General features: G+C 43.2%; 18 protein-coding genes. 15 read left to right on the top strand and 3 right to left on the bottom strand.

Features of this window, described 5'->3' with window-relative positions; translation table 11 throughout:
- Positions 1–22: 22 nt before the first annotated feature.
- The gene (gene pabB / locus OCV39_RS08430) at positions 23–1,426 is read right to left on the bottom strand and encodes an aminodeoxychorismate synthase component I (RefSeq protein WP_261888283.1); all 1,404 of its coding nucleotides are present in this window, start codon (positions 1,424–1,426) and stop codon (positions 23–25) included.
- 215 nt (positions 1,427–1,641) lie between these two features.
- On the opposite strand from pabB, the gene OCV39_RS08425 reads away from it, so the two are divergent.
- The 15 genes from OCV39_RS08425 (at position 1,642) to OCV39_RS08355 (ending at position 20,339) form a co-directional block, all read left to right on the top strand.
- On the top strand, positions 1,642–3,159 hold the full coding sequence (locus OCV39_RS08425) for a fumarate hydratase (protein ID WP_261888282.1): 1,518 nt from the start codon (positions 1,642–1,644) through the stop codon (positions 3,157–3,159).
- 107 nt (positions 3,160–3,266) lie between these two features.
- A complete protein-coding gene (locus tag OCV39_RS08420) occupies positions 3,267–3,452 on the top strand; it encodes a hypothetical protein (protein ID WP_017053929.1) in 186 nt (61 codons plus the stop codon).
- Positions 3,453–3,579: 127 nt separating this feature from the next.
- On the top strand, positions 3,580–4,962 hold the full coding sequence (locus tag OCV39_RS08415) for a YcjX family GTP-binding protein (RefSeq protein ID WP_261888281.1): 1,383 nt from the start codon (positions 3,580–3,582) through the stop codon (positions 4,960–4,962).
- A complete protein-coding gene (locus OCV39_RS08410; RefSeq protein WP_261888280.1) occupies positions 4,959–6,020 on the top strand; it encodes a YcjF family protein in 1,062 nt (353 codons plus the stop codon). Before OCV39_RS08415 ends, OCV39_RS08410 begins: the two co-directional genes overlap by 4 nt.
- Before the next feature lie 111 nt (positions 6,021–6,131).
- Positions 6,132–7,676, top strand: a complete 1,545-nt coding sequence (tyrR, locus tag OCV39_RS08405) for a transcriptional regulator TyrR (protein WP_017054269.1) — start codon at positions 6,132–6,134, stop codon at positions 7,674–7,676.
- The gene (locus OCV39_RS08400; protein ID WP_261888279.1) at positions 7,676–8,254 is read left to right on the top strand and encodes a GNAT family N-acetyltransferase; all 579 of its coding nucleotides are present in this window, start codon (positions 7,676–7,678) and stop codon (positions 8,252–8,254) included. The genes tyrR and OCV39_RS08400 overlap by 1 nt, the downstream gene beginning before the upstream one ends.
- A gap of 121 nt (positions 8,255–8,375) precedes the next feature.
- Positions 8,376–8,849: a DUF2947 domain-containing protein gene (locus tag OCV39_RS08395; protein WP_017054267.1), complete on the top strand. Its 474-nt coding sequence runs from the start codon at positions 8,376–8,378 to the stop codon at positions 8,847–8,849.
- Between the two features lie 148 nt (positions 8,850–8,997).
- A complete protein-coding gene (locus OCV39_RS08390) occupies positions 8,998–10,374 on the top strand; it encodes a TolC family protein (RefSeq protein ID WP_261888278.1) in 1,377 nt (458 codons plus the stop codon).
- Positions 10,371–11,627, top strand: a complete 1,257-nt coding sequence (locus OCV39_RS08385; protein ID WP_261888277.1) for an efflux RND transporter periplasmic adaptor subunit — start codon at positions 10,371–10,373, stop codon at positions 11,625–11,627. The genes OCV39_RS08390 and OCV39_RS08385 overlap by 4 nt, the downstream gene beginning before the upstream one ends.
- Positions 11,627–14,779, top strand: a complete 3,153-nt coding sequence (locus tag OCV39_RS08380) for an efflux RND transporter permease subunit (protein ID WP_261888276.1) — start codon at positions 11,627–11,629, stop codon at positions 14,777–14,779. Before OCV39_RS08385 ends, OCV39_RS08380 begins: the two co-directional genes overlap by 1 nt.
- Positions 14,779–15,447: a response regulator transcription factor gene (locus tag OCV39_RS08375; protein ID WP_261888275.1), complete on the top strand. Its 669-nt coding sequence runs from the start codon at positions 14,779–14,781 to the stop codon at positions 15,445–15,447. The genes OCV39_RS08380 and OCV39_RS08375 overlap by 1 nt, the downstream gene beginning before the upstream one ends.
- Positions 15,448–15,449: 2 nt before the next feature.
- On the top strand, positions 15,450–16,742 hold the full coding sequence (locus OCV39_RS08370) for a sensor histidine kinase (RefSeq protein WP_261888274.1): 1,293 nt from the start codon (positions 15,450–15,452) through the stop codon (positions 16,740–16,742).
- Positions 16,743–17,022: 280 nt separating this feature from the next.
- Positions 17,023–18,441 (top strand): SLC13 family permease, encoded by a 1,419-nt coding sequence (locus OCV39_RS08365; protein ID WP_017054266.1) that lies wholly within the window; start codon positions 17,023–17,025, stop codon positions 18,439–18,441.
- Between the two features lie 97 nt (positions 18,442–18,538).
- A complete protein-coding gene (locus OCV39_RS08360) occupies positions 18,539–19,879 on the top strand; it encodes a sensor histidine kinase (protein ID WP_261888273.1) in 1,341 nt (446 codons plus the stop codon).
- Entirely contained in the window at positions 19,866–20,339 is a 474-nt protein-coding gene (locus tag OCV39_RS08355; protein WP_113797234.1) for a response regulator, read from the top strand. Before OCV39_RS08360 ends, OCV39_RS08355 begins: the two co-directional genes overlap by 14 nt.
- Positions 20,340–20,645: 306 nt before the next feature.
- Here OCV39_RS08355 and OCV39_RS08350 read toward each other — a convergent pair whose 3' ends face one another.
- Together OCV39_RS08350 and deoC are read right to left on the bottom strand one after the other, a co-directional pair.
- Complete coding sequence (locus tag OCV39_RS08350; protein ID WP_261888272.1) at positions 20,646–21,281, bottom strand: alternative oxidase; 636 nt, start codon at positions 21,279–21,281, stop codon at positions 20,646–20,648.
- A gap of 91 nt (positions 21,282–21,372) precedes the next feature.
- Positions 21,373–22,149, bottom strand: coding sequence for a deoxyribose-phosphate aldolase (gene deoC, locus OCV39_RS08345; RefSeq protein ID WP_261888271.1), 777 nt, complete (start codon positions 22,147–22,149; stop codon positions 21,373–21,375).
- Between the last annotated feature and the right edge of the window lie 70 nt (positions 22,150–22,219).

The following is a 22,219-nucleotide window of genomic DNA, read 5'->3' as shown; positions in this document are numbered from 1 at the left end:
TCTTCAAAATTGGCCTAGAGCTTTACTGGTCGGCATTGAGCTCAGTTAAAATCGGCAGAATTCGACATAGTTTGTCTAACGTTTCTTGATATTCGGAATCGCATTGACTGTCCGCGACCACGCCACCTCCCGCCCATGCGTAAATCATATTGTCTTCAGCGACCAGAGTTCGAATGGTAATACTGGTGTCCATCCTTCCATGGCGGCTAATATAGCCAATGCTGCCGCAATACACTGAACGTCTATGGGGTTCGAGTTCTTCAATGATCTGCATGGCTCGAATTTTCGGCGCGCCAGTAATCGAACCTCCAGGAAAACAAGCTCGTAACAGGTCGGCCGCCTGGTATTGATCATCCAAATCTGCGCGAATGGTGCTCACTAAATGGTGGACCGCCGGAAAGCTTTCAATATCAAATAACTTAGGTACGTGCACCGTGCCGGGTTTGGCTACGCGACCAATGTCATTACGCAACAAGTCCACAATCATAAGGTTTTCTGCTTGATCTTTCTCCGCATGGGCAAGATCATTCGCGTATTCACGATCAAGATTTTCATCCTTAGAGCGAGGGCGAGTTCCCTTAATTGGTTTCGTTTCTATTTTCGTTTGGTTTAATTCTAAAAATCGCTCTGGAGATACGCTGATAATCGCTGCTTCATCGGTGCGAATAAAGGCAGAAAACGGTGCTAAGTTAAACGCTTCTAAACTCTGATAAGCATTCCATTCAGAGCCTAGATAAGGGGCACAGAAACGTTGGGCTAAATTGATTTGGTAGCAATCACCCGCGAGCAAGTAATTTTGGACGTGATGGAATTTTTCACTGTAAGTCGCTTTGGTCATATTTGACTGCCACGGTGCAGTTAATTTGAACGGAGATCGGTCAGAGGAGTCAGGTGCCTGTTGGTTCAACCACTGCCAATGTTGCTCGACATTCAGTCCAATAACGTAAGCTTTGCTCTCTTTGTGATCGACGATAACCGCCCATTCATACAGACCTACAGCCATATCCGCACAATCAATATCTTGTACTGCTATGCTATCGACACTTTCGACTCGTCTGCCCAAGTCGTAACTAAAGTAACCCAGCACACCACCCACAAATGGCACATCAAGCTCACAGCTTTGTGAAGGCAACAAAAGGTTTTGATAGTGGCTAAGGAGTGAAAATGGGTCATCCGTCGATTGAATGGTTTCGTTTGAAGAATAGCCTTGGTCTAATCGCTGAACCTCAGTGATCTCACCTTTGGTTTTCAGTGTCGCAATCGGCTGGGCGACTAAGATGTCAAACCGACTATCGATATGCTCAGTTGAGGCAGAACGTAGCAGCATTGCCCAAGGTTGAGCCTCAATGAGAGAAAACAACTGCTTAGCAAGATCGGGCTGATAGGTAATCGTCTTTATTTGGATTTGGTGCGTTTCGTTATTCATTTGTTTAATTTGTGACAAAGAGTTCAATCACTGCATGGCTTGTGAAGGAAAGCAAGAGTATCATAAAATTATATTAAAGGTGCTACTTCGTTGATTCCTCATACATAAGTCAACTGTATCTATCTGTTCAGATGCATTGACAATAAATAGCTCAACATAATGAGAATTTAACAAGTGGTATTATTAGGAAGCAGAACTATTAAAAGAGGCATGCAATGACGGTTATTCGCAAGCAAGATGTGATCAGCAGTGTCGCTGACGCACTTCAATATATTTCTTATTACCACCCTCTAGACTTTGTCCAAGCACTAGAAAAAGCCTATGAGAAAGAAGAGAGCCAAGCAGCAAAGGATGCGATTGCTCAAATCTTGATTAATTCCCGTATGTCAGCAGAAGGGCACCGCCCAATTTGCCAAGATACAGGTATTGTGACTTGTTTCGTCAATATCGGCATGGACGTAACATGGGAAACCACCGATCTTACTGTCCAACAAATGGTTGATGAAGGCGTTCGTCAGGCATATCTTAACCCAGATAACCCATTGAGAGCCTCTGTCTTAATGGATCCTGCGGGTAAACGTATTAACACCAAAGACAATACTCCGGCGGTTGTTCATATCAATATGGTCCCGGGTGATACCGTCGAAATTCAAATCGCGGCAAAAGGCGGCGGTAGCGAAAACAAAACCAAAATGGTGATGCTAAACCCATCGGATGACATTGCTGAGTGGGTGGAAAAAACCTTACCTACAATGGGAGCGGGTTGGTGTCCACCGGGCATGTTAGGCATAGGTATTGGCGGTACGGCTGAAAAAGCAGCGGTATTGGCAAAAGAATCTCTGATGGAACATATCGATATTCATGAACTCATTGAACGTGGACCTCAAAATGCAGAAGAAGAGCTGCGTTTAGATATCTTCGATCGCGTGAATAAACTGGGAATTGGTGCTCAAGGCTTAGGCGGTTTAACCACCGTAGTCGATGTTAAGATCAAAACTGCCCCGACTCACGCTGCTTCAAAACCTGTGTGTTTGATTCCGAACTGTGCCGCCACTCGTCACGTTCATTTCACTCTTGATGGTTCCGGCCCTGCCGAGCTAACGCCACCAAAACTTGAAGAGTGGCCAGACATCACTTGGGAAGCAGGCGCAAATACTCGACGTGTAAATCTTGATGAAGTAACAAAAGAGGACGTACAAGAGTGGAAAACGGGTGAAACCGTGCTCTTGTCAGGCAAAATTTTAACGGGTCGAGATGCTGCTCATAAGCGCATTCAAGGCATGCTAGAGAGTGGAGAAGGTTTACCTGAAGGTGTCGACTTCAAAGGTAAGTTTATCTACTACGTAGGTCCTGTAGATGCAGTCGGTGATGAAGCTGTGGGTCCTGCTGGTCCTACAACGTCAACACGAATGGATAAATTTACCGATATGATGCTTAATGAAACGGGTATCATGGGTATGATAGGCAAAGCAGAACGCGGGCCTGCAACGGTAGAGTCGATTAAAGATCATAAAGCGGTCTATTTGATGGCAGTCGGCGGTGCGGCTTATCTGGTTGCTAAAGCGATTAAGAAAGCGCGTGTGGTTGCTTTTGAAGATTTGGGTATGGAAGCGATTTACGAATTTGAAGTTGAAGATATGCCTGTGACCGTAGCAGTCGATTCAACGGGTGCGAACGCACACCAAATTGGCCCAGATACATGGAAAGTTAAAATCGCTGAAGCCAACGCATAACGTTTTAATTAGGAGTCGGTTTGATGTCTGAGTCTGGCTCCTAATTCGTTTTCCTCAAGGGCTATTGCTTTTTCAGCCTTTATTCACAACAAAAGTCAGGAGCTTTTATGACTCGTTTTATTCAATTCGTTCAGCTAGCGGTACTGATCATTATCAGTGCGTTTGTTGGATATGATTTGATTCTTCATGGTATTTCAATATTCAACGATAAATACATTACTATTGCTCTGGTATTGGCTGGGCTGCTTGAGATTGCACTTTTTGTGATTTATAAATTGATCGAAGAAGACTAGCGGATTTTTGCTGTAAACTGGTAGAAACGACTATAAAGCCTCTGATTTTTTCGGAGGCTTTTTCGTTCATCTAGCATTAATGTTTGATATTGCATACTCTTAGCGAATAATTACTGGAGTATGTTGAATGAAAAGATTAACCCAAGAGATGAATGATTTGATCCATCGCGGAATGGACTCCCATTTACGCATAGCGGTAACTGGCTTGTCTAGAGCGGGTAAAACGGCATTTATCACTTCAATGGTTAATCAGCTATTGCACACTTCTACGCACCAAAATCTGCCACTACTGTCTGCTGCTCGCGATGGGCGTTTAATTGGTGCTAAGCGTGTACCACAAACCAATATGATGATCCCCCGTTTTGCTTATGATGACGCGATGGAATCACTACATGCAACGCCTCCTGCATGGCCATCACCAACCCGAGATGTCAGTGAAATCCGCTTAGCGTTGAAATATGCACCAGAGAAACGCAGTAAGAAATTACTGAGTAAATCCGCGACGTTACATTTAGATATTGTCGATTATCCGGGAGAATGGCTACTGGATTTACCTTTGCTCGATATGAACTTTGAAGAGTGGAGCCAAACGCAATATGAGGCTTTGAAAGGTCGTCGTAAAGATTTAGCCCAGAATTGGCTCACACAGCTTGAAGTATTTTCAGCACAAGATGAAGCCAACGAAAAACAGCTTGCTGAAATATCAGAGAGTTACACCTCTTATTTGCATGCTTGTAAAGATATCGGTTTGCATTGGGTACAACCTGGGCGGTTTGTTCTTCCAGGAGAATTAGAAGGTGCGCCAGTGCTGCAATTTTTTCCGTTGCAACTTAGCGAAGAAGAGCAGGGCAAGGTTAGCAAAACAAGTCAATATGCGATGCTTAAAGCGCGTTATGAAGAGTATCAACAGAAAGTCGTGAAAGCATTTTATAAACATCACTTTTCAACATTTGATCGTCAAATCGTTTTGGTGGATTGCTTACAACCACTAAATGCAGGGGCCGATTCATTTCATGATATGCGCCATGCGTTAGAGCAGTTAATGAAAAGCTTCCGATACGGGCGCAGTAACATACTCAAGCGTCTCTTTTCGCCAAGGATTGATAAAATATTGTTTGCCGCTACCAAGGCCGATCACGTAACACCAGAACAGCACCCTAACTTAGTGTCGTTGTTACAACAGATGGTACACCCAGCGTGGCAAAATGCAGCGTTTGAACATATTGATATGAGCTGTATGAGCATTGCATCGGTGCAAGCGACCTCGACAGGTTTTATCTCATCAGGCCAAACCAACGTTCCAGCTTTACAAGGAACCACGGTAGACGGCGTTCCAATGACTATGTTCCCGGGTGATGTTCCTAAAAAATTACCTAATAGCGCATTTTGGGACACGAATGGTTTTGAATTTACCAGCTTTAGACCAATGGAATCGAGTTCTGATGAACCCTGTAAGCATCTAAGACTGGATAAAGCTTTAGAGTATTTGATTGGAGATAAATTGAAATGATCGAGTTAAAAACGAAGCAAGTCTTTGATCAACCTTTGGGTTCAGTAGAAAAAGAGCAAGAGTCCGCGGACTCATCCTCATCCCCAGAACTGAACGCTCAGTTGCAATTTGAATCAGCGGAAACCTTCATCCCAACAACGGTTGAGGATAATGAAAACGAGTCGCCAATAGAAAGCGAAGATCAATTAGAGCGTGTTATAAGACCAAGTAAAACACGCAGTTGGATTGCAACAACATTAGCTTCGGCATTTTCAGGGCTTGTCGCTTGGCAGGCCATTGATACGGTCATCGTCGCGATTCAAACCGCCGATTGGTTGGCATTAGGCTGGGCATCATTCATTGCGGCTATTGCCTCTTTGGGTTTAGGAGCCATCGGCAAAGAGCTATGGAAGCTACGTAAACTTAAAGCTCATTTCAGTGTTCAAGAACAGAGCGAAATTTTACTGGCCAGTGATAGTGTCGGCAAAGGTAAAAGCTTTTGTCAGTCGTTAGCGAAAGAGGGAGGTATTGCAACGGAGAGCCCAGCTTACGATAAATGGATAAATAGCATAAATCCAGCGCACAGTGATGCTGAAGTACTCGACATGTACGATGCCATGGTAGTGGCTCAACAAGATAAGCAGGCGACCAAATTAGTGTCTCAGCTCTCAGGTGAGGCGGCGTTATTGGTGGCGATCAGCCCACTGGCGGTTGCTGATATGCTGCTTGTGGCGTGGCGAAACTTTAAGATGATCGACAAATTAGCGGATATCTATGGTGTTGAGCTAGGTTACTGGTCGCGAGTGAAACTGTTCAAATTGGTTCTGATCAATATGGCGGCAGCGGGCGCGAGTGAGTTGGCCGTTGATGCAAGTATGGATCTGCTGTCTATGGATTTAGCGGGAAAAGTTTCGGCACGCGCTGGTCAAGGTATCGGTGTCGGAATCTTGACTGCAAGGCTAGGGATCAAAGCAATGTCACTGCTTCGACCAATTCCATGGAAAAAAGATCGAGCTGTACGTTTATCAACCATCCGCAAGCAAATCGTGAATAAGGTGCAAACTGTTGGTATAAAATAAGAGAAAAAGCCGCCTCTGTTATGAAAACAGGGGCTTGATGGCTTGACGACACACAGAGCTTAATTCACACTACTGTCAACATTTCCTGACACCTCTACTTAGGATTACTCTGTGCGTTTAGAAGTTTCTTGTGAAGATCGACTTGGTTTAACCCGTGAGCTACTTGATATTTTAGCGACGAAAAGCATTGATTTACGAGGAATCGAAATTGATGTGACGGGAATCATCTACCTAAATTGCCCAGACATTGATTTTGATACTTTTAGTGAATTGATGACAGAAATACGCAGAATTACAGGCGTAAAAGATGTCAAAAAGATTCAATTCATGCCAAGTGAACGACATAACACTGAGCTGATCGCCTTATTGGCAAACTTACCTGATCCTGTTTTAGCGATTGATCTGAAAGGGTCCGTCGATATGGCAAACCATGCGGCATTGAAGCTGTTCGCAAAAACAGAAACGGAAATGCTTGGCGAATTTGTCTCAACTCTCATCCCAAGCTTCAACTTCTCTCGTTGGATTGAAGGTAATATTGCAAGACAGCGCCAAACAATCGTTCTAGGTGGCCTGGATTACAATCTCGAAATCATGCCTGTTTATCTCAGCAGCGATTCAAATGAGTCAATGCTAGCCAGTGCGGTAATGACGATTCGCTCTGGGTTGCAGAGTCAAACGATCAATGAAACCTTACCTGAACAGAATAACTTAGGCTTCGAGCATTTCGTTGGAATTTCAAATCGTCACAAAGCCTTGATGAGTCAATCGAAAAAACTGGCGATGCTTGATCAACCTCTGCTGATCGAAGGCGAAACCGGTACCGGAAAAGAGATGCTTGCCAAAGCGTGCCATAACCGCTCCAACCGTTCTTCATGCCCATTCTTGGTATTGAGCTGCGCTTCTATGCCTGATGATGTTGCTGAAACGGAACTGTTTGGGCATGCGCCGGGCTCATTTAACCATGAACAAGGCCATAAAGGCATCTTTGAACAGGCAAATGGCGGCACCGTGTTCCTCGATGAAATTGGGGAAATGAGCCCACATTTGCAAATCAAGTTACTGCGTTTCTTGCAAGATGGTACATTCCGCCGTGTCGGTGAAGAGCTTGAGGTGCATGTGGATGTCCGCATCATCGCTTCTACAAGGCATAAATTAGCCGATTTAGCCGAAGCGGGCACTTTCCGTGAAGATCTATTCTATCGCTTGAATGTGCTTACGTTATCGATACCAGCGCTGCGTGAACGTTCGAATGATATTGCGCCTTTGCTGGAACTTTTTGCAGCAAAATACGCCCAGCAGTTAGGAATGGTTAAACCCGATATTGCCCATGAGCTGATTGAGCAGCTTGCTAATTATCAATGGCCTGGAAACATGCGCCAACTCGATAACATGGCACTTCGAGCGCTCACAGAGATGTCTGGGGATACATTAAGCATTGAGCACTTTAACCTTCCTCAAATGGATCCTGTAAGTTCCAATGTAGCGTCACTGAATATTGATGGTTCGCTTGATGACATTATGAAAGATTACGAATCACAAATTTTAGAGCGCCTGTATCAATCTTTCCCATCAAGTCGTAAGTTAGCGAAGCGTTTGAATGTATCGCATACGTCAATTGCCAATAAACTACGTGATTATGGCATTAGGAAGAGCTAATGGATGATCTCAGCTCTACGTTTCAGTTGCATAAAAATGATGGTGAGATTCTTTTAAGAACCGCTCTGCCGACCGATGCGACTTTAATCAGCAATTATTTTATTAAAAATCGAGAGCATCTTCGTGGCTGGGAACCCAAGCGAGAAGCGGCATTTTTTACTGTTCAAGGCTGGGCTCAAAAACTCATTAAGTTGCATGAACTGCATAAAATGGGCTTAGGTTATTACTGCTTAATTACCGATGCCAAAACGGAAGAGATGTTAGGGACGATCTCCTTCAGTAACCTGTCTCGATTTCCGTTTCACGCATGCAATGTCGGTTACTCTCTCGATGCGAATGCTCAAGGTCGTGGGATCATGAGAAAGTCCCTAAAAATGGCTTGTGACTATATGTTCGATGTTCAAAACATGCATCGCATAATGGCAGGTTACATGCCACGCAATCAACGCAGTGAAGCGGTTTTACAACAACTGGGATTCACACGCGAAGGGTTTGCAAAAGATTATTTGTTAATTAATGACAAGTGGGAAGACCATAACCTGATGTCATTAATTAACCCTAATTGGCGCGCTGAATAATTGCTATCGCACGCCAGTATTGAACCAATTTAAAGGCCTATCTATTAGATATGGCACATAGCACATTACTTAAAGATGCTATGAATATGGCACTATAAAGCCGAATAAATGAGGAATTTTGATGTCTTACACAACTTTGGATGAATACCAAAGAAAATGGATTTTTACTCATCAATCAATGCCCGTTCCTGAAGAGGATTTAGCGTTGATCAAGCCTATGACTCAATCTAGAGCAGCGCAGTTCTGGAAAGAGAATATTAGCCCACAGAGTCCCGATGCGGAAAGGTTCAGCTCACAAGACTGGCCAAGTAAAGACTCAAACTGGTCTGATAAAGTAGATTGGATGGTTGCATGGGAATCCGATGAGGCAGATTTACCAGAAGGCGTTGAAGCTCATATTGATTGGCAAGATGATGTGACCGTGTACTTCTGCTATGAAAAATACAATATCTTGGAAACCAAGTGGTCAATATTCAAGAAGCATTGGAAAAACTTTTTATTCTATGATGATGGCCCAATTCTCCTCGGTCGCCGAAGAAATGAAGCCTTGTGGTTCGATTCTAAAGGTAAAGTAAGATTAGGTGAACGTACGTAACTTTATGACTCAAATGACTAACAGTTGAATGATATTAATATGCCGAGCCCATTGTGGTTCGGTTTTTTTGGATTCATTTTTAAGCGTTAACCCTCCCTTAACCCCCCAATTGGTAATCTTATCCCCATCAAATCTGGAGATAAGAAAAATGACCTCAAAACAGCCGCTCCGGCTAAGCATGATAGCGTTAATGGTGACCAGCATTATTGGTTGCAGCACGACCAGCGATCAAGATTTTAATGCGATGGCAACCTCTAGGATGGAGCAAACAACAAATTGGAATACTGTTCAACATCAGGCAAGTGATGCGGCTTTCCTGACGGATTTGGTCAGTGTTCCAAAACTCACTTTGTTGGTTGATGAAGCGCTAAAAAACAGTCCTAGCCTGCAGCAAACTGAAATAGCGTTGAAAATAGCGTATGCACAAAACGACGTAACGGGGGCGGATAGAATTCCAAGCGTGAATGCTAGCTTCAGTGGCAAAAAAGAAGAAGACCAAAGCGAAACCTATACCACGGATCTTACCGTTAGCTGGGAACTTGATTTATGGCAGAAAATTGCAGATAGCAGCGATGCAGCATTGAAAGATGTTGGTGTTGCCCAAGCGAATCTACAAGCTGCGCGTGATTTACTCGCAGCCAATATCATGCGTTCTTATCTCGATATTACATTGAAGCAGCAGCTGGTAGATATCGAAGTTAAACGATTGAAAGTATTAGAAAATAACCAAAACCTAATTCTTGAGCGATATAGAACAGGGCTAGGGAGCTTGGAAGAACTCGATAATGCCAAAACAAGCAGCGCGTCAACGAATGCGACATTGGCTGATTATAAAGAACAACTCGCAAAAAGTGAGCGCAATCTGTCTCTACTGTTAGGTCAAGTTTCTACAGATTCAGAACAGTCAAAGTGGGATATCGACCACGAGTTTCCGGATGTTCTATTGCCTTTAGCATCCATGCCGAAACAAGACTTGGCTCGCCGTCCAGATTTACAAAGCTCATTTTTGAGTATTGAAGCTGAAACTTTACGAACCAGCGCGGCATACAAAGCGTTATTACCCTCGATTAGTCTTTCTGCGAGTTTAACGGATATTGCCGAGTCGCCAAGTGAATCACTATTAACGAGTCCGCTTTGGAGTGTTCTAGGTCAGCTTTCTGCTCCAATATTCCAAGGTGGAAAATTAAAAGCGCAGACAGAAATAGCTGAATTAACCACCGCGAAAAGTTACTGGATGTATCAAGAAACATTATTGAATGCAGTAAACGAAGTGGAAAACGGGCTAGGACAAGAACACGCATTAGAGCTTCAGCAGCAGTATATAGATCAAGCACTAGACAGTGCGAAACGAAGTTTTGTTAGCTATGAAGAGAAATATCGCCAAGGGTTAGTCAATATTTTCGATCTACTCACTGTTCAGCAGACAACATACGACCTCGAAGCGCAACTTTCGCAGATTATTTACAACCGCCTGATCAATCGTATCGATTTAGGACTAGCACTAGGTTTAGGAGTACAAGCATGAAATTCAATCCCGTCACAATAGCGATTACCTTAGTCTCAGGCGTGAGTATCTTTGGGGCTATCGCCTATAACGGTGAAAAAATCGATCAGCAGTTAGCGAATGAATCGAAACCAAGTGCTTCATTACAAGTTGGTGAAATGAGTAATGCCCATTTAGATCTCGACACACTATCAGTCAACTCTTTACCTCTTGTTTCCGTTATCGAACCTAAAGCTCAAACTTACCAAACAGAAGTTGTGGGTTATGGAGAAGCGAAACCTCGCTTTGAATTGACGTTCACAGGCGAAGTTAATGGCCGAATTGACGCCATTTCAAGCCGTTTTGAATCTGGCCAAGTGGTTAAGAAAGGGGAGTTGCTTGCGAGTGTTGATCCAACCCAATACCAGCAAGCGATGACACTGGCGAAAGCGAATGTCGCTCAAGCGCAGTTAAATTATTTAGAAGAGCAAAGACAAGGTGAGCAAGCTAAATCTGAATGGAAGCGTTCAGGCTTGTCTGGAGAGCCTGACTCCCCGCTTGTACTCCGAGAGCCACAAATGGCACAAGTACAAGCCGCATTGGATAACGCGAAACTTGAGTTGATAAAGGCTCAAAAAGACCTAGAGAATACCCATATCAAAGCGCCTTTTGATGCCTTAGTTGTTTCTCGTAATCTTCACCCTGGTAGCTACTTACAGACGGGTGGTGAAATCGCGACGTTGTACAGCATTAGTGAAGTCGAGATCGAAATTCCACTTTCTGAAAGTCAGTGGAATGCGCTACCAAACATGGGGAATGAGCAATTAAACCAACACCATGGTGATTGGCTTGTCACGCTAACGAACTCCGATGGCGATGAAACATGGCAAGGTTATGTTGGACGAATTCAGCAGCATTTGTCGCAATCAACTCGTCAACGTTCTCTTGTGGTGATCGTAGATAAACCGCTAGAGCAAACGAGCGATCTGTATCCGGGAACATTTGTGAAGGCAACCATCAGCGGAAAGAGTATCGATAATGTTTGGCAACTTCCTGCATCGGCGGTTTCTCAGCAAGGCGAATTGTGGTTGGTGAATGATAATGGTCTATTGGTGAAAATCCCTGCGAATAAGCAGTTTGAAAAATCAGGATTGGTGTACATCAACGCTTCTGGTTTAACAGTAGACCCATTAGAAAGCGAAAGTACACATTCAGAGAGTGTCTTCAAAGTAGTCACTCGTCCATTAAGTAGCTATCAAGTCGGCATGAGAGTCGCGACAAAAGTGGAGGGTTAATGATGCATCGCGAAACGAATCAAACTGGGGTTATCGCATGGTTTGCACGTAATTCTGTTGCAGCAAATTTATTGTTAGTCGCCGTGATTGTTATGGGATTAATGTCCCTCAATAGCCTTCGAAAAGAAGCCTTTCCGAGCATGGAACCAAATGTTGTCACGGTTTCAGTTAGCTATGACAGCGGTGATGCAGAGCAGGCGGAAGAGGGAATTGCAGTAAAAATTGAAGAAGCGTTAGAAACGGTTCCAGGTATTAAGCGCATCACTTCTACTTCCAACGCTAATGGCAGTACTGTTTCCATCGAGAAGAACAGCAGTTATCAACTTGACACTTTGCTGAGTGATATCAAAACCAAAGTTGACGCGATCAATAACTTTCCATCGCAAGCTGAAAACCCAGTCATTGATAAAGCGCGTATGCAAGATCATGTACTGTGGATTCAGCTGTTCGGTGATGCTGACCGTACCACTCTTCAAACTCTTGCAGAACGCTTAAAATCTGATCTATTAGGAAAGTCATCAATTCGTGATTTAGAGATCAAAGCGAAATCTGAGCCTATGATTTCCATCGAAGTCGATGAGACCAAGCTTCAAGCGTATGGTTTAACCTTGACTGACGTATCCAATGCCGTCAATGCGGAGTCATCTACTGCTATCACTACAAGCTTGCGTAATGGTGACAAAGTAGTTCGTTTGAAAGCATCGGAACAGGCTTATCAGCAACAGCAGTTTAGTCAGATCCCGTTGATAACCAATGTCGATGGGACACAGATTTCGCTTGGTGATATCGCAACAATAACGGATTCCTTTGAGGATGATACGTTGAAACTTTCTCGCTATAACCAGAAAAATGGCATGGCAATTGAGATAGTGATGGACGAGTTCTCAGATGTCACTCAAATTGTAAAACAAGCGAAAGAAGTGGTATCCGATTGGGAGGGTCGAAATATTCTGCCTTCCAATGTTGAGCTAGAAACGTGGTATGACAAAAGTACCATGATCGAAGACCGTTTGGATTTGCTGGTTAAAAATGCTCTAACAGGGATTGCGTTAGTATTCATTCTTTTAGCTCTATTTTTGAATGTAAGAGTGGCATTTTGGGTCGCGGCTGGCTTGCCGTTTGTATTCTTTGGCACACTTTACTTCATGGGAGAGACTTTTGTTGGGCTTACCATCAATGAGATGACGACCTTCGGTTTTATCATGGCATTAGGGATTGTGGTGGATGATGCAGTTGTTGTGGGAGAAAGCATTTATTCAACAAGAAAAGAGAGTGGAGATAGCATTGAGAGCACTATTAGAGGCGCAAAAAAAGTGGCGATCCCCACCATTTTTGGTGTATTGACAACGGTAGTCGCATTCCTTGCATTGGCGAATGTTGAAGGTGATTTAGGGCAAATCTATGCTCAGTTTGGTACGGTAGTCACTATCTGCTTGTTACTCTCCATGGTTGAATCGAAATTGATTTTGCCATCTCACTTAGCGCACATTAATACACACCGAAAAGAGACAAAAGGGCTCTGGATCAGAATTCAACATGGTGCAGATGCTGGGCTTCAATGGGTAACTCGTCATGTCTATACACGAGTGATTGATACAGCGTTGAGGTTTCGCTATGCAGTGATCATGTTATTTATCTCTTTGCTCATTTTGGTTGCTGGCATGCCGATGACGGGCAGCGTACGAGTCGCATTCTTCCCTGATATCCCTGGCGACACGGTACAAGCTGAATTAGTCATGCAAAATGATGTGAGTTTTGGACAAACACAAAAGAACTTACTTCTATTAGAGCAAGCCGCAAATCAAACGGATCTAATATTACGTGAAAAATACCAAGCGAGCGATCAAGAATCAGAACTGACCAGTTTACAACTCATCGCAGATAGTGATTCTGAAGGCAGTGTACGCGTTGAACTCGATAAAGAGAGCGTGTACAGCTCAACGGAATTTGGTGAAGAGTGGAAACGAGTCGCGGGTCAACTTGAGGGTGTGAAGAAGTTAAAAGTGCTTTCAAGTATGGAAATGGTCGATAACTTTAAAGTCGAATTAAAATCATGGAACAATGAAACGGTCTATGCTGCAGGTAATCAAATCAAGCAAGCGCTAGAGCAGATTGACGGTGTGAGTGGTATCGATGACAACTTAAGTGCGGGTGACCCTCAGTACCGTTTTGAACTTACCGAACAAGGTCGCGCATTAGGTTTTGATACGGCAGCAATATCACAACAGATCCTACAGTCCTTTGGTGGAGATATTGTCCAACGTTTTCAACGTGATAAAGATGAAGTAAAAGTGCGAGTTCGCTACCCTGAAGATCAGCGCCAAACCATGGCTGATATCATGCAAGCGAGCGTGAGAACGGACGATGGAACCGTTGTTCCTTTGAGTAATGTCGTCACCGTGTTTTCGGAGTATCAGCAATCTGAAATCACACGAATTGATAATCAACGCGCGGTCTATTTAAGTGCGGTATTAGATAAAGATAAAATTGCATCGAACGAACTTGTTGCCCAGCTCGATGCGAATCTTATCCCTACCTTGCTGACTCAGTACTCAGATTTATCAGTAAACTTTGCTGGTGAAGCAGAAGAGCAAGAAGAAGCAATGGGTTCAATGGCAAGTATGTTCGTTGTGGCGCTAATTGCGATTTATGCTCTACTGGCGATTCCTCTGAAATCTTATGTCCAACCACTACTTATCATGATGGCGATCCCATTTGGTATTGTTGGTGCAATCTTAGGCCACTGGGGAAATGATCTTACTGTTAGCATCTTATCTCTCAATGGTATTTTGGCTCTAAGTGGCGTAGTTGTGAATGATAGCTTACTTTTGGTTTCGAGATTCAACGAGTTAATGGAAGAAAAAAGCAAGTCAGTGCATGATGCTATTATGGAAGCGTGTACCAATCGATTCAGAGCGGTTTTGCTGACTTCTGTCACTACTTTTGCTGGGCTAGCACCGCTACTGACTGAGACATCAATGCAAGCGCAATTTTTGATTCCGGCTGCTGCTGCGTTAGGTTATGGGATATTATTTGCAACCTTGATTACCCTCATTCTGACGCCAGCATTACTGCTGATTCATAGTGAGACCAAGACATTCGTCAGTAACTTGAAACGTCGTTTAACGAATATGAAGGAAATATCAATTTAATGTTAAATTTACTTTTGGTAGAGGACGATATTGATCTGGCGGCCGCAGTGATTGAGTACTTTGAGCTTGAAGGTATTCAGTGTGACCATGTTGCCAATGGTGTTGCGGGTTTACATTTGATTGAGCGGAATTTGTACGATGCAATTGTATTGGATTTGAATCTACCGAAAATGAATGGTCTGGAAGTGTGTGAGAAGATGCGAGAACAGGGGATAGATACTCCGGTATTAATGCTCACAGCCAGAGACACCCTCGATGATAAATTGACAGGTTTTTCCAAAGGGGCAGATGATTATCTGATCAAGCCATTCGCAATGGAGGAGTTGATTGTACGAATTCAAGTCCTTGCGAAGCGACGTAGTGGGCAAGTTGCCCGCTTGTCAGTGGCAGATTTGGAGCTAGATGTTCAGCAGAAGAAAGCTTATAGGTGTAAACAGCCTCTTAAGTTATCACCAACGGCGGTCAATATATTGGAGGTACTCATTCGTGAGAGTCCTCAAGTGGTTTCTAGAGAAAAACTGATGCAGTCTGTTTGGGGAGATAATCAGCCTGATAGTAATAGTTTAAAAGTACATATTTTTAATCTTCGAAAACAAATAGATCAACCTGATATGGTAAAACTTGTCCATACTATTACTGGGCAAGGCTTTGCGCTAAGGAATGAATAGTCGTGAAAATTAAGCCCAGTTTGCGTCTCTACTTTCTTGTATCTATTCTTATTATGGGAACGGTCACCATTCTTTCATTTTCAGCGTTAACGGGTAAATACTTTATTGAAGGAATGGATAACGCATTGAAGATAGATATGATCGATGCTGCAGAAATGCCAGGGGTCGAACCTGGACACCCAGTACAATATTTGACACTGAATATTGCCAGTGAGTGGGAGGATGTACCAGAACCTGTGAGTGCAAACTTCGAGTTGGATAAAATTCAGTTCGCGGAACTCAATGACTACATCGAGTTTGAAGGTGTATTGTCCCCTCCCAAAACAGGCCATTTTGTGATGAAAGTGAGGAATACGAGTGGTGAAATTCGTTATTTGTCCAAGTCATTTGATGAATCTGACGCCGAAAAATTTGAAGTGAATGGCCCGCCACATTTGATTCGAATTTTTGTTTACGCCGCCTCAGGTATTGGCTTGTTTTCATTAGTCTTTTTTATCATATTAAGAAAAGTAGCCAAGCCTGTTGTCGCCTTGAAAGATTGGGCTAAATCGCTGGATGAAAATAAGGTAAAGCTGCCTGCTCCTGATTTTCATTACAGTGAACTTAACGATCTAGCGGACATCGTGAAATCGAGTTTAAGTTCAGTTCAACAATCTTTAGATCGAGAGCAAGCGTTCTTAGGACATGCAAGCCATGAGTTAAGAACACCCATTTCGGTTGTTAGAACCAATTCGGAGCTTTTAGCCAAGCTAGTCGAGAAAAATGCATCGCCTGAGAGACAACAACAGGCATTAGAACGGATTCAACGCGCCAGCCTTACGATGACAGATCTTACGGAGACATTGCTGTGGTTGAATCGACAAGATAATAGTACGCTGCCTGCCACTCAAATAGAGCTTGGGGAGTTGATTTCCCAGCTGTTCGAAGATCTTCAGTATCTTATTGTTGGAAAGCGGGTGGAGTTGTCGATTCAGGTGGATCAACAGCGAATATTACTGCCGGAAACGCTATGCCGAATTGTATTAACTAACCTCATCAGAAATGCTTTTCAACATACTAATGATGGAAAAGTAGAGATTGTACAAACTGGCGGGGAGTTTCTGATCCGCAATATCAATGATGGAGAAGGGAACAGCGAACAAGCTTTAGGGTTTGGGCTTGGCTTACAACTGACCGAGCGTCTGATTAAGCAGTATCATTGGCGATACTCTAACCAAGAGATCGTCGGCGGTCGTGAGGTTTTCTTAAATTTCAATGTCAAAGACAAGAGTGATCAAAACTGCGATCAAAGTTGAAGATTTTCTCGTTTGACTGCAAATAGAATTATCATAGGTTGCCAATATGTTTCCCGTGAGTTGCTTTTGTGTAACTTGCTGTTTTTACTGAGAACATCGACGAGTTGCAACGTCACATACTGAATAAATAATGTTACCGAAACTTATATTATTTGATCTCACGCTAAACATCTTTCATATGGACTGCAACATAATAGAGATATTGGATGTCATGAGCCTCCCATAATTGTGAGCGAGCTTGGCATCTAAATCTATTAATCTCAGGAAGAGCAGCCGTATTATGCGCCAATACACCAAGTATATAATCCCACTTTTAATTCCTTTTATTATTCTAGTGTTACCGCTTTCCGCATTCCCTTTTGAGGGAATGACGATCATACAGCAACGAGTCATTGCAATATTTTTGCTTGCGGCTTTATGTTGGGTATTCGAACCAATCCCTATTTACGCCACGTCGGTGGTGATTATTGTGCTTGAGCTTTTGATGCTATCGAACAAAGGCATTTTCTTTTTCAGATTAGAAGAAGGGCAACCCCATTTCGGTGAATTGCTAAAGTACAACGAAATAATGGCAACCTTTGCCAGCCCCATCATCATGCTTTTCTTAGGTGGTTTCTTCTTGGCGATGGCGGCAACCAAATACCGTTTAGATGTGAATTTAGCAAGAGTACTATTGCGCCCGTTTGGCCACGACCCTAAATTTGTTATGCTTGGATTGATGCTGATCACAGGCATTTTCTCAATGTTTATGTCGAATACTGCTACGACGGCAATGATGCTCTCAATTTTAACACCAGTCATCGCGCTGTTCGGGCCAAAAGATCCAGGAAGAATTGCGTTTGCTCTCTGTATTCCTGTTGCTGCTAATATTGGTGGTATCGGAACGCCGATCGGAACGCCTCCAAATGCGATTGCCCTGAAATATCTAGTCGGCGATAACCTAATCACGTTCGGAGAGTGGATGGTGTTTGGGGTTCCATTCGTGGTGATTATGATGACTCTTGCATGGTTTCTGATTTGCCACTTGTTTAAAGCAGAGCAACAAAGCATTGAACTAAACATTAAGGGCAAGTTCCTTAAAACACCGAAAGCAATTTTGGTTTATATCACTTTCGCGACCACCATCATTCTCTGGTTAATGGGCTCGGCTCACGGAATGAACTCTTACACCGTAGCGCTTATCCCCGTCGCGATATTCTCGCTTACTGGCATTATCAATAAAGAAGATCTGAAGAAGATATCTTGGGATGTGTTGTGGCTCGTTTCTGGTGGTATTGCTCTTGGTTTAGCATTAGATCAAACAGGGCTCGCGAGGTTGATTGTGAATAGCATACCTTTCGATGAATACTCACCTTATGTTGTGCTATTTGGTGCGGCATTCCTCTGCTTAGCGATGGCGAATTTCATGTCGCACACCGCAACGGCCAACTTATTGATGCCGATAATGGCTGCTTTAGGATCTTCTATGGCCTCTTTAACGCCACTTGGTGGTGAGATTACATTGATTCTTGTTGTGACCTTTGCTGCTTCACTTGGAATGTCATTGCCAATTAGTACGCCACCGAATGCGTTGGCACATGCTACGGGTCATGTACAAAGCAATCACATGGCAAAAATAGGTGTAATTCTTGGTGTAACAGGGGTTCTACTAAGCTTCATTATGGTTTGGATCCTCCATGCTGTTGGTCATATTGGTTAATGTATCTCCTTACGTCTAAGTGCGTTTATACCAAAGCGCGTTTATGCCAAAGTGGGCTTATGCCTAAGAGTGTCTGACCAAGTAGTTGAGATAGGTTATGTACGAAATTAAATTAGATCGGTTAATCGATGCCTATTTTTGTAATTCTGAGCGTCGACTTATCGTCAATAGTGGAGACGTTATCATCCATCAAGATGGGCATAACGAGCGCCTCTATTATGTTTGCAAAGGTGAGTTAGAAGGTTTTTTCCAAGAAGAAGGTTCCAACAAACAAACCCATATTTTTACGGCCACAGAGAAAGCATTTATTGGTGTACATAGTTTCTTTTCTGGTAGTTGGGTGGCTTCATCCACAGTCCGAGCCAAAACCGATGTGGAATTGGCTTGGATAGACAGAGATACCGAAGAAGTTGAGCCTGAGACTTTTGGATCGCTTAGTGCTCAGTTTGCTCCTGTTATTGTGGACGAACTTTCTCGGCGACAGCGCAGAGCGACACAAGAAGCGGTAGAAAAAGAGAAGGCACTGCAGAAGCTAAATACTGCGGAGCAAATGACCACATTAGGTCAGTTAGCCGCAGGTATCGCTCATGAACTGAATAATGCGATTGGTGTGGTGAGCAGTAAATCAGAAAGGCTGGAAGATGTGGTGATCCAGTTACTCGAAGAGGTTCACCCAGAGGCGAGTGGCTTTTTTGATTATGGATTGGTGCATGGACAAAATAGTGCTTCGTCCGATGTAAGAAAACGAGGCAAACACTTTGAGCAACAATATGGTTTGAGCAAAAGCCTCGCAAAAGATCTCGCTCGCGCAGTGCCAGAAGATGTGTTGTCGTCACATTGGTTAACTAACCCTGAGCAGGCGGTTAAATATTGGCAAATTGGACGAGATTTGCATGATATGCGGTTAGCTACGCGTCATACCGTTGGAATCGTTAAATCGGTGAAGCAACTTGGCCGTGCCGATGTGCAAACCGAAGAGCTGTTTGATGTGAACGATAGCATCAACAAAGCGGTGTCATTGCTACAAAGTGACCTACGGCGTGTCTCAGTAAGAATGAGCCCAGCGGCTTTACCTCGTTTTAAAGGTTCATCGACGGAGTTAGTTCAAGTCTGGGCAAACTTAATGAAGAACGCCTGTGATGCAATGAACCATACTGATGAGCCTGAAATTGATATACAAACGCGGGTGAGTAATCAAAAAATATTAATCACGATTTCAAACAATGGTCCTGAAATCGATGAAGTTACACGTAGAAAAATTTTCCAACCAAATTTCACTACTAAAAAGGGTGGCTTGTCATTTGGTTTGGGGTTAGGGCTATCGATTGTTAAACGAATAGTCAGCGGATACGGTGGCACAATTGCAGTAAAAAGCGATTCGAGCCGAACAATTTTTAGAATTAAATTACCAATTGAGGGCGATTATGGAGAAGCTTAACCTAATTTGTGTGGACGACCAGCGTGAAGTCCTGAGTGCAGTTCTGCAAGATTTAGATTCCCTTTCAAATTGGATAAATATTGAAGATTGTGAATCGGCAGCAGAAGTACTTGAGTTGATGGATGATCTCGATGCATCTGGTGAGTTTATCGCATTGATCATTTCAGATCATGTTATGCCGGGGCAAACGGGCGTCGAATTACTGAGCGAAATTTCACAAGATAGTCGTTTCAAAGAGACGAAGAAGATACTGCTCACCGGACAGGCGACGCATTCAGACACCATAACTGCCATTAATTCGGCAGGTATCAATCAATATTTTGAAAAACCTTGGAGCGGTAAAACGCTGGTGGATACAGCAAGAACCTTAATCACCGAATACATATTTGATAAAGGTTTTGATTACACTGATTACCAAGAAAATTTAGATCAGAATGTCGTGTTAGCTCGACTGCGCTAGACTAGCATCATTAAATGGGCTGGTTTGAATGAGCTGTATGATTTAGCCCGTTTGCATTGCACTTTTCGTAAGCCCATCCCCAGTTTGCGTCGATAGAGATATCGACGGCAAACTGGATTATTGGTTAGATCTGTTAACGCTTTACGTTGGTTGAAACCTTAGCTGAAACGTGTGAACCGAATAGCGATGTGTGCCGTATCTCGGTTTTCACAGGTCTGAATAATACGTTGGCAAATCGAGTGTGAATGCTGACTTAAGTATTGCTCAGGCAGTTTCAATGGAATTCATACCGTTTGAATGTAATGCTTAGTATAAGTGCTGCGGTAAATTACTCGTTTCATAAGCATCGGCAAACGAGTGGTTTCGATCTCTATGGTTCGCTTCATCATTTCTGATTTTTAAGATGACATCGCGAAGTTTTGCATCCGGCGGCAGTTGGTAATATTCAATGGCAATTTGAGGCGCTGCGACATTATCAACTTCACCATCATCAATCTTGTTAAGATATTCGGTGTAGCTTTTACATGCTTCTTCTTCAAAGTATCCCACTACCCGATGTGCAATTTTTGAAGATAAGAGATAGATTAAACCATACACAAAAATAAAAGCACCTTGTCCAATTAATACTAATGTTCGTTCAACCCAACTTGGTTTGGCAATATCTAGAAAGATCATCAGGTGCATGCGTTCATTTTCTGCTTCATCCAATAATTCTCTGATCCAACCTTCATCATCTTTCATTCTTCGAAGTGCTTTTAGGTGGTTAAACATGCCTGCAACCATACCGGGAACTGCCGCAATGGTTTCTAATATTACGGCTCGCTTTGCGTATTTCTTCCCATAAAAAATGTTCAGAAGAAATTTTAAGATCTGGGTGATTTTGTAGGCTGTGTGCTCTGATAATTTGGACGCTTGTTTGTGCTTTATCTCAAAATCTGACATAGGTGAACCTTCTATTTCTGGGGGAATGGGGAAGTGGTCTCATCATCAACCCGTTGAAACCACTTCCATTCAGAGGACATCGTTATTGGAATTAGTAACTAGCTTTTTCCATCGTTTTCGCTTCACCTAAGTTATGGAGTAAATTATTAAGTAGACTCGATGCTCCAAAACGATAGTGCATGCTATTGTCAGCCCAGCCTTGGCCAAAAAGATTATCAACCATGTCTAAGTATATTTTTGCATCTTCGGCAGTTTGAACGCCACCTGATGCTTTAAAGCCAACCGAGTCTTCTACACCCATCTCTTTTATAACGGATAACATTGCGTTTGCGGCTTCAGGGGTTGCGTTAACAGGAACTTTCCCCGTTGATGTTTTGATTATATCGGCGCCAGCCTTAATCGATATTTCAGATGCTTTCTTTATTAGTGCTTCGGTTTTTAGCTCTCCGGATTCTATGATGACTTTAAGTGGAATGTCACCACAGGCTGCCTTGCATTTTTTGACCATCTCAAACCCAACGCTTTCATCTCCCCCCATTAAGGCACGGTACGGGAATGTGACATCAACTTCATCTGCGCCATACATCAGAGCCGCTTTGGTTTCAGCGACGGCAATTTCAATATCGTCATTGCCGTGTGGGAAGTTGGTCACAGTGACTACTCGAATGTCAGGGGTGCCTTGAAGGCGCAGTTGCTTTTTAGCGATAGGGATAAAGCGTGGGTAAATACAAACTGCTGCTGTATTGCCGACGGTTGTTTCTGCGTTCTTACATAGCTCGATAATAGTGTCGGCAGTGTCGTCGTCATTGAGGGTAGTAAGATCCATTAATTGAAGAGCTCGTAGTGCTACTGTGTTGAGATCGTTCATAAAGTATTCCTCTTAGGTTGTTCAGTTTGGCTTGGAAAGTGCGATGATTATAAGAATGAGAAGGAAACTA

Origin of the sequence: Vibrio cortegadensis, assembly GCF_024347395.1 — a bacterium.
Lineage (GTDB): Bacteria > Pseudomonadota > Gammaproteobacteria > Enterobacterales > Vibrionaceae > Vibrio > Vibrio cortegadensis.
Note: the sequence above shows the minus strand (reverse complement) of the source record. Positions and strands in the feature narration are given on the sequence as shown.